A 13927-nucleotide genomic window follows, 5' to 3' on the forward strand; every position below is an offset into this window, starting at 1 on the left:
GGGATTCGCCGGCGTCAGTGGCGTTGCGCGGCGGCTATCACAGTGTAGGGAATCACAGCGTCCGGAATCACAGCCCAAAAGGGCCCTAGTTGTCTTTAGCCAATCAAAACAACTGTTAGGGTTTTTGTTATGCAGGAAGCGGCGGATACAGCACAGACCCTGGCCGGAGACATCCGGTCAGCGGGGCTGAAGTCCACGTCACAGCGGGTTGCCGTCCTGGCAGCACTGCAGCAGGCGCCGCACTCCAGCGCCGACAGCCTCCTGGCTTCCGTTCGATCGGAACTGCCGGGCATTTCCGCCCAGGCCGTCTACGGCATCCTGTCCGCCTTCACCGAGGCTGGACTGGCCCGCCGCGTTGAGCCCCCGGGTTCGCCGGCACTGTACGAGTCGAGGGTGGGGGACAACCACCACCATCTGGTCTGCATCCGCTGTGGAGCGATCAAGGACGTCGACTGCGTGATCGGCCAGGCACCGTGCCTGACCCCATCAGACGATTCCGGCTTTACCATCCTGGCCGCGGAAGTAACCTTCAGCGGCATCTGCAGCACCTGCGCACAGCAGGCGGATTCCTCCGCCCGCTAGGAGCGCACCACCGCCCACACCCCAGGCGGGCACCATTCAACGGCGACATACCAAACCGGGCTCAACGCTGCCCAAAACCATGCCGCCGTGGCCCGAGTCTCACCGCTAGCGTCAACTGAGGAGACACCATGACCACCTTGATCAACCGCACCGCCGCCGCCCCCACGCACAACGTGTCCACCGGCCGTACCCCGGCTGCACAGTCCGCAGCTGCTGCTCCGGCAGCCCTGCCCCGTCCCCGCGGCACCTACACCACCCGCTACGACCACCCGCAGGGAACCCTGCGCGCCGAGGGAACCTACGTCTCCACGGGCCGCCGCGCCGTCACCCGTCCCCGCACCCTGGGCAGCTACGTCGACACCTCCAGCTACACCAACCGCCGCACCGAGGGCAGCTACACCTTCTGCAGCTAGGCGTCGCCGCACCACAGCTAGGCCGGCCGGCCGCAGCCAGCCGGTAGGATAAGTGGTCGTTGTCCCGCGGGGCGAGGAAACCAACCCCTTTGAGAGGACACCATGAGCCTGATCCGGCTGCAGGACGTCAACACTTCCTTCGAGAACAAGCAGGTCCTGCGTGAAGCCTTCCTGCGGCTCGACCCCAAGGACCGGATTGGCCTGATCGGCCGGAACGGCTCCGGTAAGTCCACCATCCTGAAGCTCGTCCTGGACCAGGTGCAGCCGGACTCCGGCACAGTGACGGTGGAGCCGGGTGTGAAGATCGGCTACTTCTCCCAGTTCTCGGAACTGGATGGACAGGCCAGCATCGCGGACGTCCTGGACTCCGTCTTCACGGAGATCAAGGACGTCGAGGCCGAGCTGGCCGGCATTGACGAAACCATTGCCTCCGGTCCGGCCGACAAGGAAATGGACCGGCTGATCCGGCGCCAGTCGGAACTGTTCGAGACCATGGACCGCCTGGACGGCTGGGACTACCCGCGCCGCATCGATTCGGTGCTCACCACGCTCGGTTTCACCGACGCACACCGCGTCTGCCCCATCGACGCCCTGTCCGGCGGCTGGCGGAACCGCGCCGCCCTGGCGAAAATCCTGCTCGAACAGCCTGACGTCCTCCTGCTCGACGAACCGACCAACTACCTGGACGTTGCCGGCGTCGAATGGCTCGAGGGATGGTTCCGCGACTTCCGGGGTGCGGCGATCATCGTTTCGCACGACCGGAAGTTCCTGGACGCCGTCGTTACCCGCATCGTGGAAGTGGAGAACTTCCACCTGCACGAATACCCGGGCAACTTCGCCGAGTACGTGGTGCAGAAGCAGTTCCGGCTGAAGAACCTCCAGGCGCAGTTTGTCCACGAGGCGGAGCTGCTGGCGTTTGAAGCCGAAGGCATTGCGGACCGGCGCGAGGCAGCCAAGGCCGGTGGACGGCTGAGCACCCAGCTGGCCCGGATCAAGAAATCCCGTGCGCCGCGTCCGGTCGATGAGATCATCACGGGCATTTATGACGGACTGCATGTGAAAGACGTCCTGGGCCGGGTCCGCGGTGTGTCCAAGTCCTACGGGGATAAGGTGCTCTTCGAGGACCTGAGCTTTGAGGTCAACAAAGGCGACCGCATCGCCGTCACGGGCACCAACGGCAGTGGCAAGACCACCCTGCTGCGCGTGCTTACGGGAGAGGAACAGCCGGACTCCGGCGATGTCACCTGGCCCAAGGGGCCAGCCATGGTTTCCTACAACCAAATGCTGGCCGAGCTCGACGACGCCGATACCGTCACCCATGCGGTGAACTCGCTGCCGGGATCCCTGGCGTTCAGCGCCACGAAAAAATCCGTGAACCGGTTCCTGACCATGTTCCAGTTCTCCGAAGCGGACCTGACCTCCAAGATCGGCAATCTCTCCGGCGGGCAGCGTGCCCGGGTGGCCATGGCCCAGTGCCTGCTCTCCGGCGCACCCGTCCTGCTGCTGGACGAGCCCACCAACCACCTGGACATGTCCAGCACCCAGGTCATGGAACGCGCCCTGCTGCATTTCCCCGGCGCCGTCATTGTGGTCAGCCATGACCGGTTCTTCACCGAAAAGATCGCCACCCGGTGGCTGGTGTTCGGTGCCGAGGGGGCACAGCCGGGGCAGGTCGACATCCGCGAGGCCTAAGGCGCCAACGCCGATTCGGCGCGGCACCTGTTGGGGCGCCTGGTCCGCCGGTACTGTCGGGGGGTGTTTGACGGACCCAGCCTCGTATTCTCCGCAGCCGGCCTTGCAGTCTTCCTTGCCGCCGTGCTGCCCAAAGTGCTGCGCAACGTGCCGGTTTCCATGCCCATGGTGTTCCTTGGGGCGGGGATCCTCGCGTTCAGCCTCCTGAAGGACCTGCCCGACCCGGATCCGGTGCGCTATGGAGAATTCACCACGCACCTGACCGAGGTGTGCGTGATCATTTCGCTGATGGGTGCGGGCCTGGCCCTGGACCGTCCGGTGGGGTGGCGGCGGTGGTCCACCACCTGGCGGATGCTGGGCATTGCCATGCCGCTGAGCCTGCTGGGCCTGACCCTGCTGAATCTCTGGGTCCTCGGCGTCGGGCTGGCGGCGGCCATCCTGCTGGCAGCGGCCCTGGCCCCGACCGATCCGGTCCTCGCCTCCGAGGTCCAGGTAGGCGAACCGGCCGACGACGAGGAGGAGGACTCCGAAGGCGAAGCCGAGGACGAGGTGCGCTTTGGCCTGACCTCCGAAGCCGGACTGAACGACGGCCTGGCTTTCCCCTTCGTCTACCTCGCCATCGGCATGAGCCTGGTCGGGACCGCACCGTCGGATTGGTTCCCGCACTGGATTGCCGTGGATGTGTTCTGGCGGATCGGGATGGGCGTCCTCCTCGGATTCCTTACCGGCAAGGTCCTGAGCCGGCTCTTCTTCTCCGCACCGTTGGAAAGCATCCGCCTGTCTAACCATTCCGAGGGCTTTGTGGCCCTGGCGGCCACCTTCCTTGCCTATGGAGTCACGGAAATGCTGGACGGCTACGGTTTTGTGGCCGTCTTTGTCTGTGCAGTCACCATCCGCACCGCGGAACGGACGCATGGTTACCACCGGGTGCTGCACAGTTACGTCGAGCAGCTGGAGCGCCTGCTGACCGTCGTCCTGCTCCTGCTGCTCGGCGGGGCCATTGCCCGCGGACTGCTGTCCGGCATCGGCTGGCGCGAAGTCGTGGTCGCCGCCGCGTTCCTGCTCGTTGTCCGACCCCTCGCCGGATGGCTGGGGCTGCTGGGCGGCAAGCCGGGCCCCCGCGAACGGATGGCCATCGCCTTCTTCGGCGTCCGCGGGATCGGCTCCCTGTACTACCTGGGCTACGCACTGGGCAAGGGACAATTCGACGGGGCGGAGCAGCTTTGGGGTCTGCTCGGCCTGGTGGTGGCGTCGTCGATCGTGCTGCACGGAATTACGGCGGCGCCGCTGATCAACCGGCTGGACCGGATCCGGAAGAAGACAGCCGTGGAGCGCTTCGGCGAAGAACGGCCGGACACAGCGGTCTAGCCCTTTCCGCCCGGCGGGGGCGCTGTTACGTTGACGCCATGGATGCGCACGTCCACGGCAGCCGTAATCCCTGGCCTGCCGGACCATGGGTAACCCCGCCCGTGTTTATGGCCCAGACCTGGTCCGCGGCTGTCTTCCTGCACTGGCGCATTGATCCGTCCCTGGCTGCACCGTATATGCCGCCAGGTGTCGAGCCCGACGTGTTCCACGGCTCCACCTGGGTGGGACTCATTGGCTTCCGGGCGCCGGAGACCGGGATTGCCGGGGTCCCGGTTCCCTTTTTCGGTTCCTTCACCGAGGTCAATGTGCGCCTGTATTCACGCGGCCGCGACGGAAGCCGCGGGGTGCTGTTCCTGAGCCTGGACGCCTCCCGGCTCGTCCCGGTACTGGCCGCCCGCGCACTGCATATCCCGTACGTCTGGTCCCGCTGCCGCCCCACGCGGTCCGGCTGGGCCCTTGGGTACGACGTCGAGCGGTTCGGCCGGCAGGCCCGCTCGTCCTTCGCCGTGGTTCCGGATGAGGCCCGGCAGGCTGACGATGACCTGTCCATCCTGCTGACCGCGAGGTTCGGACTCCACGCCGTCCTGGCGGGCAGGACAGTGTTTATTCCCATCTCGCACCGGCCGTGGCCGCTGCATCCGGCCCGGCTGACCCACCTCCACGACGAGCTGGTGCCGGCCGCCGGGCTTCCCATGGAAGGTCCGCCGGACACTGTGCATTATTCGGCGGGGGTGCGGACCCTGTTTGGCCGGCCCCGGCGCGTTGCCTGAGCCAGCTCCCGGCACAGGCCCCGTTCGCCCTGCTTCATCAGCAGCGCATGGGCGGCGGTAAACGCCGGCCGGGCCACCGGGGTGAGCATCCGCATCCAGCGCAGGGTGGGGCGGACCTTCCAGTCGATGTCCATCCGGGTCTGCTCGGCCGGCAAGCCGGCTTCCGGGGCCGGAACCGGGAACAACCGGATCCGGCCGGTGCCCACCAAGTCTCCGCCGGCGTCGAACTCAATGATCTTGGGCTGGACAGCGGTGGTGGGCTTAATGGTGATGGACAGCCGGTAACCCAGGGAGGCGCGGAACTGCAGGCGGACGGCGGTGGCCAGCAGCTGCGCTGTCGGATCTGCGGACGCGGTGTCCGTAGCCAGGTCCTGGAGTGTGCAGCCGGGCCACCACCGCGGCCAGCTCATATCCGGGCTGGCGACGATCTCCCAGACCGACTCCGGGGGCGCGTTCAGCAGCCAGCTGGAAGGAAGCACATAGAGACCGGGCATCCCTTCAGCATGCCATCAGTGCCCCCGGGGTCGAAAAAGAGGGGGCCGTCAGCCCGTTCCGGGGTTCGTGCCGGGGCCGGAACGAGCTAACGGCGGGGTCCTGCCCGGCGGTTAGCGCTGGTAGGGGCGGGGGAGCTCAAACCCCCGCTCGGCCAGCACCGCGCGCAGCCTCGTGGGGTAGTCGGTGATGATGCCGTCCACCCCCAGATCGATCAGGCGGTGCATATCCGCCACCTCATTGACCGTCCAGGGGATGACGGTCAGGCCGCGGTTATGGGCGCTCTGTACAAGTTCCGCAGTGACGGTGGTGAAGATCGGCGAGATGACGTCGTAGCCCTGGGCAGCTGCAGCCCAGGCCACGTCACCGCCGAAGTCATCAATGTCGATACCTCCCAGTTGCGGGGCGGCGCCCGGTTGGCCGACGCCGAGGTCCTGCGCGGTGCTGGCCAGGGCTACGAGTGTCAGCTCCGGGGCGATCCGGTCCACCAGATTCAGGGTGGACCAGTCGAAGGACTGGATGGTGGTGCGGCGTTCCCGGCCGGAGTCGCGCACCACGTCCACTACCGCTTCGGTGAGGGCCACGCTGCGCGGTCCGCCGGCCAGGCCCTCTTCCACCTTCGTTTCGACATTGAAGTGGATCCGGCGGGCACGGTACTCGCGGGCGAGGTCATAGACGTCGCTCAACTCGGCGATCCGGTTGCCCTCCGCCACGTCCTGCTCCGGGTAGCCCGGCAGCTGGGCGTAGCCGCAGTCCAGGGTCTGCACCTGCGCCAGGGTCAGGTCCGCTACGCGGTCACCCACATACGGGAATTCCGCATCGCCGGCGGTTGCCGGGGCAGTGTCGGCGCACTTTGTGGCCAGGATGAGGTCGTCATGCCAAACAATCACCCGTTCGTCCTCGGTGAGGACCGCATCGAGTTCCAGGGTGGTCACGCCGAGCTCCAGCGAGTGGGCGAAGGCGGCAAGGGATTCCTCCGTTACTTCGCCACGTCCGCCGCGGTGGGCCTGGAGGTCGAAGTCGCGGTCCGTTCCGGAACGCATCACGGACACCATGACGTCGAAGATGCGGGTGTTCTCGTACACGCCGGTCAGCATTTCCGAGCCCGGACCCATCGCGGTCAGTGGCACGTCGTCGCCTGTGTGGCCGCCGGTGGTCCAGTCGATCTGGAACTGCTGGTCGGAATTGGCGACGTCGAACGGGCCTTCCTGCACCGGGCTGTCCGGATTGGAATCATCGCCCAGCGGTTCGATGGACATCCCGCCGGTCTCGTGGTCGCCCACCGTGATCAGCAGGGTGTTTCCGTCCTGCTCGGCGAACTCCTTCGCCAGGGCCACGGACCGGTCGAATTCGATACCGGACTCAATGGTCAGTGCACCGTTATTGACGTGGCTCATCGCATCGGTTCCTTCTTCCTCCACCATGAGGAAGAAGCCGTTGTCCTCCTGGTTGTTGTCCAGGACATCGATGGCCTTGCGGGTCATCTCGGTCAGCGGCACGGCGGGGTCATAGGCGTCATCAATGTCGTCGCCGTACTGGAACATTTCCTCGTTGGCGAAAAGCCCGAGCAGCATATCGCCCTCCGCTGCCTCCAGCCCGGGCAGGTCCCAGACGTATTCGTACCCCTGTTCCTGTGCCTCTTCCACGAGGTTGCCCTCGGTGCCGGCGCTCTCCTCGGATTCATCCTCTGCTGGGTTATCGGGGTACCTGCCCGGGTTGCCCGCCGGGTACCAGTAGTCCTCTCCGCCGCCGAGGATCACTTCGGGGTGGGAACTGCGCAGGAACTGGGCTGCGATGGCGCTCTGCTCGTTCCGGTCCAGTACGTGGGATCCGAAGGCTGCGGGGGTCGCATCGGTGACCTGGCTGGTGGTGACCAGGCCGGAGGACTTCCCGAGCCGTTCCGCGACTTCCAGGGCCGTGGACACAGGCTGCTGCGCAAGGTCCACCCCAATGGCGCCGTTGTAGGTCTTCACTCCTGTGGCCATGGAGGTGGCGGCAGCCGCGGAATCGGTAATGAAGGTCTCCGGATCCGCTGAGTTGGTGTGCACCCGGCCGACTTCGGGCAACGAGTCCATGGCCAGTTCTCCGGTCAGGCCCACCGAGGCCAGCCGGATGGCGTCCCGCTGGGCCGTGCCCATGCCGTCACCCACCATGAGGATGACGTTCACGGCGTCGCCGTCGCCGTCGTCGTCGCCTCCATCATCCGGGGGTGTCGGTGTCGGTGTCGGTGTCGGTGTGGGCGTCTGGGTCCCGGTCGGTGTGGGTGTGCCGGTGGGGGAGTTGGTGGGGGAAGCGGTGGGTGTGGGTGGTGAAGTCGTGGGTCCGGGGGAGGCGGTGGGATGTCCGGTCCCGCCGCCTGTCCCCGGAAGCCCGGTTCCGATGCCGCATCCTGCCAGGACACAGGCACTCAGTAGCGCCGTCGATACTGCCTTAACCGTCTTTTTCATGTGGATTCCCTGCGAGTGACTAGCCGTGGCCCCCCTGACGCGTGTCAGACTCTGCGCGTGCGCGGGGACAGTCAACCGCAGGAATCGATAAAGACCCCGGACCGCTGTGGTTACTCGAAGGGCATCGGATCACCGGTGCCGCGACGGACTATCTCCGGCGTATCCCCGGAGAAATCGATGACGGTGGTGGGGTCCGGGCCGCAGAAGCCGGAATCGATCACGGCGTCCACCTGATGGTCCAGCCGCTCCTTGATCTCCCAGCCCTGGGTCATCGGATCCTCGTCGCCGGGCAGCAGCAGCGTGCTGGACAGCAGCGGTTCGCCGAGGCCCTCCAGGATCGACTGGACCACGATGTTGTCCGGGATGCGTACGCCGACCGTCCGCTTCTTGGGGTGGAGCAGCCACTTGGGGACTTCCTTTACCGCCGGCAGGATGAACGTGTAACTGCCGGGAGTTGCGGCCTTGATGCTGCGGAACACGGAGTTATCCAGCTGTACGAACTGGCCCAGCTGGGCGAAGTTGTGGCAGACCAGGGTGAAGTGGTGTTTGTCGTCCAGCTGACGGATCTGCCGGATGCGTTCCAGCCCTTCCCTGTTCCCCAGCTGCACGCCCAGTGCGTAGCAGGAATCAGTGGGGTAGGCGATCAAGCCGCCGGATTCGAGCAGGTTCACAATCTGGCCGATGGCCCTCGGCTGCGGGTTTTCCGGGTGTACGTCAAAGTATCTGGCCATCCCCACAGCCTACCGTTGGCGCTCGCCGACCGGGACTGACGGGGGACAGGTCGGCGAGCGCCTCAGCCAACCCAGGCCGACTCCTAAGCCGCCCAGAGGACGTCGGCGATGATTCTTTCAACCATGGTCCCTTCAACCATGGTCCATTCGTCAGCTGAGGAGCCGGCCTCATAGGGTGCCCCGACCATTGGCGGCGCCGTGGAACGGTAGGTGTGCCCCGTAGGCGTGGCGGTCTCGACGGTATGCCCCGCTGTTCCCTCTGTTCCCGCTGCTCCTGCTGCCCCGGGCGGCTTTACGACGGTGGCCGACCAACCCGGTGCTTCCTTGGCCTGGTTGCAGGCCTCGCACAGCCCCTGCCCGTTCATCACGCTGGTGGGACCACCCTGACTGTGCCGGCGGATGTGGTCGAAGTTGCGAATAGGGGCACCACACCACGGCATCCGGCAGGTTTGGTCCCGGGCGGCGATGAAGCGGGCGACGGATGGAGGGAACAACCGTGCCCGGGAGTCCATTGCGGCCAGCTCGCCGGATTCGGGAGCAGTGTAGAGCCGCCGGATCCACGTCTGGGCACGTTTGCCTGCACCTGGATCGCTCGCCAGTTCGGAATTGTTGGTGCTGCTGCGGGAATTCCGGCGCCGGACCAGGTCCCTTGCCCACTGTGCCGGAACGGGACCGTATCCGGGGACCAGTGCCGGTTCGGAGTCTGCGGCCAGCAGGGTCCGGTCGGTCATCACAAGCTGGACCTCGACGTTCATCTCGTCCGCGTTTGCCTTCCCCGTGATCCGTTGTACGAGGGTGTCCGCCATGATCTGTCCCCGTGTACGGCCGTCTCCGGCAGTCGTCAGCCGGTCTGCCTCCCGCGACAGGGCCGCGTATACCCCTACACCCTGGCTTACCGGGAGGAGCCCGGTCAGGTAGGTCATGGTGTCCGGGGCCGGACGGCAGGAGACGAAGCGTTCGGACGCGGCCTTGGCTGCCCGGTTCACCGCCGCCTGTGGATCCAGCCGGTAGGCCGCAGCCCTGGCGCGGGAAATAATCTGCCGGTCTCCCAGGGTTTCCAGCACCTCCAAGTCTCCAGCCACTTCCCGATCCACCCGCTGCCGGTCTTCCACACTCAGGCAGGCGGTCTCGCGCACAAGCAGCGTCGCCCGCCATTCGCTGATCTTCCCGTTGCTTAGGGCATGGAGGGTACACGGCATCTCCTGCACCAACGCATGGGCGAACCCCAACAGGCGCCCACCGCGGTTGGCTGACTCCCTCCGGGCCAAGGCTATCTGTGAGGCCACACCCCAGCCCTGCTTGTTCGCCGGCAGTCCACCCTTCGCCTGCTTCCTCCGCTGCGAGGCATCAAATGCGGCAGCTGCCCGGGCCTGCGCGGCCGACGCCGCAGCCTTCAACTCCTCGAGGGCACGAATCCGGTCGATGAGTTCCGTGTCAGCCCGCTGGGCCGGTTCGGCGCCGTTCTGGTCTGCAAGTACCTCAACCCAGGTGTTCACCAGGGCGCTGCTGATCCCGGAAGGGGCCGCGCCGGATTCGCTTTCATGCTGACGGCGTACATGGGGGCGAAGCCCATGGGGATCAGGCTCATGCGCGAGATATTCGAACATGTGTTCGAGTTTATCGGCTGCCAACAGGCAGAGGAAGACGATATCTACCCGAAGTACTACCTGTTTTTACGTGGGAACGGGGCATGGCTGTGGTCGACGGTATGGGCACGGAAACCAGAGAATCCATCCAACCTCGCGCCACTCGCAGACCCAGCCCCACCCGGCCCAGCCCTGCGGACACCAGCCCCACCCGGACGGCGCTCGCGGACCCGGCCCCACCCGAACGGCGCTCGCGGACCCAGCCCCACCCGGATTCAGCCCTGCGGTCACCAGCCCAACCCTCGCGGCGCTCGCGGACACCACCCCCACCCGGACGCGCTCGCGGACACCAGCCCTGCGGTCAGTCCCCTAGCGACCGCCGGATCCAATGCACCGAGTGTGCAGCAGTCTTCAGTCTCGTACCGGAATACGGCACCCCGCCGCGCAGCCGCCAGTGAACGGCAACCCAGACACCCAACGCCCGTTCAACCAGCCACAGGGGGGCCCACAGGGCCGACGTCGGCCCGAATACCTGACGTCCGCCGTCGCGCCTGCGTCCGTATTCCGCTGTACCCATAGCGGCAGCAGCGAGCACAATCAGGCACCGCGGCCTCCGCGCACCCCACACCAGGGCGGGCAGCAGGGACAACTCGGCAGCCAACCGCAGCGGCTGGGCCATATCGTCGTAGGCCTGGCGCACCCGCTGACGGAGAAAGTGGCGCGTAGAGGCGGGGACCCGGGCAATGAACAGGTCATTAGCGCGCACCTCGCACCCACCGGCAGCCCGGACAGTCCGCAGGAGTTCAAGGTTTTCGAATAATGCATCCCCGCTGTAACCGCCCGTCCGCCGCAGCACCGCAGTCCGCACCGCCAGCGTGCCCGGGTAGTCCGCACCGAACGCACGGTTCAGTAAGGTCCGGCCGGTGTCCCAGCGCGCGTGCCACGGCAAGGGGGAGGGGAAGTAGTTCTGTGGACGGACGACGTCGGCGTCCCCCAACAGGGTGCGGATCCGTTCCAGCTGCGGCAGCGTATACCGGACATCGTCGTCCGCGATGATGAGGGCCTCTGTCTCAGCCATGTCGACGCCGGTGAGGACGCCGCTGACTTTGCCGTTCCGGCACTCGGGGTGTTGGGGCCGGCAGTGGCGAACGGCGGCTGGGAAGGCCTGCGCATGTGCCGCGTACCGTTCCTCGGCGGAGCCGTCCACCACCAGGACCGGCAGATGTGCGCACAGCTGTTCCAGGTACTTCGCGAGCTCTTCGAGGCCGGCGTCGTCGGTCCACTTCAGCGGCAGCAGGTACCCGGGCTGCGGATGGCGGAATTCCATGCGCGAAACGTATCCAGCACCCCCAGTCCTAAGCAAGCTTAGTAAAGCCCGCGTGTCCCCATGCCGCGGCCTTCCGCCGAGACGTACAGTGGTTGGATGTTCGTCCTCATCGGATTCAAGACCGTGCTCCGTACTCTCTTTTCGCGTCCCGCCACCTGCCAGTACTGCGGCGCCTATGCCCAGCAGAAGGTAGAGGAGCGGGCCAACCGGCTGACGCTGTTCTTCATCCCCGTGCTCACAACCAGCCGCCGCTACGCCTTCACCTGCTCCAACTGCGGCCAAAGCACCGGAATTTCCCGGTCGCAGAAGGTGGCCCTTCAGCGGGCCTAATGCACCGCTGACCTGCTTGGAAAGCGGCCCAGGAACCCCTTCCGGACCCGTCCGAGACTCTCCCGAAGAGCCCGGTGTCCCCGGCGCGCCGGAAAAGTCAATAGAATGAAAGAAGCACAACAGCTGCCGGCCCTGTTCTGGCCGCACCACAGACTTCCGGAATGCCGCCGTACGGCTGCCGTTCCACCTTTGTAATTGATCCCCAACGAAAGAACCATCATCCGTGAATAGAACACCTGCCGTCCTGAAAGCCCCCCGGGAACTAGCCAAGGGAACCATGCGTGTCATGAACCTCGGCGGCCTTGGCGAAATCGGCAGGAACATGACCGTTTTCGAATTCGACGGCAAACTGCTGATCGTTGACTGCGGCGTGCTCTTCCCCGAAGAAGAACACCCGGGCGTAAACCTGATCCTGCCTGACTTCACCGCCATCCGCGACCGTCTGCAGGACGTCGTCGCCGTCGTCCTGACGCACGGCCACGAAGACCACATCGGCGGCGTGCCCTACCTGCTGCGCGAGCGCTCCGACATCCCCATCGTCGGCTCCAAGCTGACCCTGGCCTTCATCGAAGCCAAGCTCAAGGAACACCGGATCAAGCCCAAGCTGATCCAGGTCAAGGAAGGCGACCGCCGCACCATCGGCGGCTTCGACCTTGAGTTCCTTGCCGTGAACCACTCCATCCCGGACGGCCTGGCCATCGCCATCCGCACGGCCGCCGGCATGGCGCTGCACACCGGCGACTTCAAGATGGACCAGTTCCCGCTGGACCGCCGCATCACCGACCTCACCGGCTTCGCCCGGCTCGGCGTGGAAGGCGTGGACCTGTTCCTCACCGACTCCACCAACGCCGAGGTTCCCGGCTTCATGGCCTCGGAAAAGGAACTGGCCCCGGCCATCGACACGGTGTTCCGCACCGCGCCGCGCCGCATCATCGTTTCCAGCTTCGCCAGCCACATCCACCGCATCCAGCAGGTCATCGACGCGGCATCGCGCTACAACCGCAAGGTCTCCTTCGTGGGCCGCTCGATGATCCGCAACATGACCATCGCCGAGGAACTGGGCTACCTGAACATCCCCAAGGGCATCCTGGTGGACTTCAAGTCGCTGCAGCGCACCGATGACCACAAGGTGGTGCTGATCTGCACCGGTTCGCAGGGCGAGCCCATGGCTGCCCTGTCCCGCATGGCCAACAAGGACCACCAGATCCGCATCCACGAGGGTGACACGGTGTTGATGGCCAGCTCGCTGATCCCGGGTAACGAGAACGCCATCTACGGCATCATCAACAACCTGACCAAGATCGGCGCCAACGTGGTGCACAAGGGCAATGCCAAGGTGCATGTCTCCGGCCACGCCAGCGCGGGTGAACTCGCCTACTGCTACAACATCGTCAAGCCGCGCAACGTGATGCCGGTGCACGGCGAATGGCGCCACCTCAAGGCCAACGGAGCCATCGCAGAGGCGACCGGAATGGATCCCCGCGACGTGGTCATCGCGGAAAACGGCATGACCGTCGACCTGCGCCGCGGCCGTGCCACGATCTCCGGCAAGCACCAGGTGGACCTGGTCTTCGTGGATGGCGACAGCGTCGGCCACACCACCGAGGAAACCTTGAAGGAACGCATGCAGCTGGCTGAGGAAGGCGCCGTAACGGTGCTGGCCCTGGTCGATGCCGACACCGGCACCATCGCCGAGCCGGCTGAGTTCTTCACCAAGGGCTTCACCGTCAAGTCCGAGGACCTGCGCAAGGCGGAGGAAGCGGTGGAGAAGGCCCTGGCCAACGCCGCCACCGGCCGCGGACCGAAGGGCGAGGAGCTCGAAGACGTGATTGAGCGCGCCGTCGCCAACTGGATGCGCCGCTTCTACAACCGCACCCCGGCCATCACGGCCATTGTTGTCGACGCCTAAAGCGCGGTCGCTGCGGTACTAGCCGGCCAGCGGTACAGCTAGTCCGATGTACAGCTAGTCCGCAGTAAAGCTACACAGGAGGGGCCGCCGTCGTTTGTTCGACGGCGGCCCCTCCTTTGTTCGTCCCGGCAGGTGCTTGCGGCCCCGCAGCCGACCCCGCAGCCGACCCCTCAATCGCCACCGCAGCCGCTGCCGCCGCACTGGTTTGCCCTTCACGCCTTTTTCCCTGCGCGGCCCCGCCGTATGGTCGGAAGGAATGCCGCTCGGATGCGAGGAGCCC

General features: G+C 66.0%; 12 protein-coding genes. 7 read left to right on the forward strand and 5 right to left on the reverse strand.

The genetic code is table 11. The features are described from left to right. Positions 1-129: 129 nt before the first annotated feature. From QNO03_RS01580 to QNO03_RS01600, 5 genes are all read left to right on the forward strand, one after another. Positions 130-582 (forward strand): Fur family transcriptional regulator, encoded by a 453-nt coding sequence (locus tag QNO03_RS01580; protein ID WP_229948067.1) that lies wholly within the window; start codon positions 130-132, stop codon positions 580-582. 128 nt (positions 583-710) lie between these two features. After that, a complete protein-coding gene (locus tag QNO03_RS01585) occupies positions 711-995 on the forward strand; it encodes a hypothetical protein (RefSeq protein ID WP_289601522.1) in 285 nt (94 codons plus the stop codon). Between the two features lie 102 nt (positions 996-1097). Then, the gene (locus QNO03_RS01590; RefSeq protein ID WP_289601523.1) at positions 1098-2687 is read left to right on the forward strand and encodes an ABC-F family ATP-binding cassette domain-containing protein; all 1590 of its coding nucleotides are present in this window, start codon (positions 1098-1100) and stop codon (positions 2685-2687) included. Between the two features lie 63 nt (positions 2688-2750). Next, the gene (locus QNO03_RS01595; RefSeq protein WP_289601524.1) at positions 2751-4055 is read left to right on the forward strand and encodes a cation:proton antiporter; all 1305 of its coding nucleotides are present in this window, start codon (positions 2751-2753) and stop codon (positions 4053-4055) included. Between the two features lie 38 nt (positions 4056-4093). Beyond that, positions 4094-4825, forward strand: coding sequence for a YqjF family protein (locus QNO03_RS01600; RefSeq protein WP_289601525.1), 732 nt, complete (start codon positions 4094-4096; stop codon positions 4823-4825). Here QNO03_RS01600 and QNO03_RS01605 read toward each other — a convergent pair. From QNO03_RS01605 to QNO03_RS01625, 5 genes are all read right to left on the reverse strand, one after another. Continuing rightward, entirely contained in the window at positions 4774-5319 is a 546-nt protein-coding gene (locus tag QNO03_RS01605; protein WP_289601526.1) for an SRPBCC family protein, read from the reverse strand. The two genes, QNO03_RS01600 and QNO03_RS01605, sit on opposite strands and share 52 nt — an antisense overlap. 111 nt (positions 5320-5430) lie before the next feature. Further along, positions 5431-7764 carry an alkaline phosphatase gene (locus QNO03_RS01610; RefSeq protein ID WP_289601528.1) on the reverse strand — a complete coding sequence of 778 codons (2334 nt, stop codon included), beginning with the start codon at positions 7762-7764 and terminating at the stop codon, positions 5431-5433. A gap of 110 nt (positions 7765-7874) precedes the next feature. Further along, the gene (locus QNO03_RS01615) at positions 7875-8495 is read right to left on the reverse strand and encodes an L-threonylcarbamoyladenylate synthase (protein ID WP_289601530.1); all 621 of its coding nucleotides are present in this window, start codon (positions 8493-8495) and stop codon (positions 7875-7877) included. Between the two features lie 83 nt (positions 8496-8578). Further along, a complete protein-coding gene (locus QNO03_RS01620; RefSeq protein WP_289601532.1) occupies positions 8579-10102 on the reverse strand; it encodes an HNH endonuclease in 1524 nt (507 codons plus the stop codon). 340 nt (positions 10103-10442) lie between these two features. Next, on the reverse strand, positions 10443-11408 hold the full coding sequence (locus QNO03_RS01625) for a glycosyltransferase family 2 protein (protein WP_289601533.1): 966 nt from the start codon (positions 11406-11408) through the stop codon (positions 10443-10445). Positions 11409-11504: 96 nt separating this feature from the next. Here QNO03_RS01625 and QNO03_RS01630 point away from each other — a divergent pair, with 96 nt between their 5' ends. Continuing rightward, positions 11505-11738: a zinc-ribbon domain-containing protein gene (locus QNO03_RS01630; protein ID WP_289601534.1), complete on the forward strand. Its 234-nt coding sequence runs from the start codon at positions 11505-11507 to the stop codon at positions 11736-11738. 277 nt (positions 11739-12015) lie between these two features. After that, complete coding sequence (locus tag QNO03_RS01635; RefSeq protein ID WP_229948089.1) at positions 12016-13647, forward strand: ribonuclease J; 1632 nt, start codon at positions 12016-12018, stop codon at positions 13645-13647. The last annotated feature ends 280 nt before the right edge of the window (positions 13648-13927 follow it).

It is taken from the genome of Arthrobacter sp. zg-Y877, from assembly GCF_030373105.1.
Taxonomy (GTDB): domain Bacteria; phylum Actinomycetota; class Actinomycetes; order Actinomycetales; family Micrococcaceae; genus Arthrobacter_B.

Bases quoted from the DNA above. Each gene is read 5' to 3' on its own strand.
- QNO03_RS01630 (WP_289601534.1), top strand. From the start codon at position 11,505: ATGTTCGTCCTCATCGGATTCAAGACCGTGCTCCGTACTCTCTTTTCG.
- QNO03_RS01610 (WP_289601528.1), bottom strand. From the start codon at position 7,764: ATGAAAAAGACGGTTAAGGCAGTATCGACGGCGCTACTGAGTGCCTGT.
- QNO03_RS01600 (WP_289601525.1), top strand. From the start codon at position 4,094: ATGGATGCGCACGTCCACGGCAGCCGTAATCCCTGGCCTGCCGGACCA.
- QNO03_RS01615 (WP_289601530.1), bottom strand. From the start codon at position 8,495: ATGGCCAGATACTTTGACGTACACCCGGAAAACCCGCAGCCGAGGGCC.
- QNO03_RS01605 (WP_289601526.1), bottom strand. From the start codon at position 5,319: ATGCCCGGTCTCTATGTGCTTCCTTCCAGCTGGCTGCTGAACGCGCCC.
- QNO03_RS01625 (WP_289601533.1), bottom strand. From the start codon at position 11,408: ATGGAATTCCGCCATCCGCAGCCCGGGTACCTGCTGCCGCTGAAGTGG.
- QNO03_RS01585 (WP_289601522.1), top strand. From the start codon at position 711: ATGACCACCTTGATCAACCGCACCGCCGCCGCCCCCACGCACAACGTG.
- QNO03_RS01590 (WP_289601523.1), top strand. From the start codon at position 1,098: ATGAGCCTGATCCGGCTGCAGGACGTCAACACTTCCTTCGAGAACAAG.
- QNO03_RS01635 (WP_229948089.1), top strand. From the start codon at position 12,016: ATGCGTGTCATGAACCTCGGCGGCCTTGGCGAAATCGGCAGGAACATG.
- QNO03_RS01580 (WP_229948067.1), top strand. From the start codon at position 130: ATGCAGGAAGCGGCGGATACAGCACAGACCCTGGCCGGAGACATCCGG.
- QNO03_RS01620 (WP_289601532.1), bottom strand. From the start codon at position 10,102: ATGTTCGAATATCTCGCGCATGAGCCTGATCCCCATGGGCTTCGCCCC.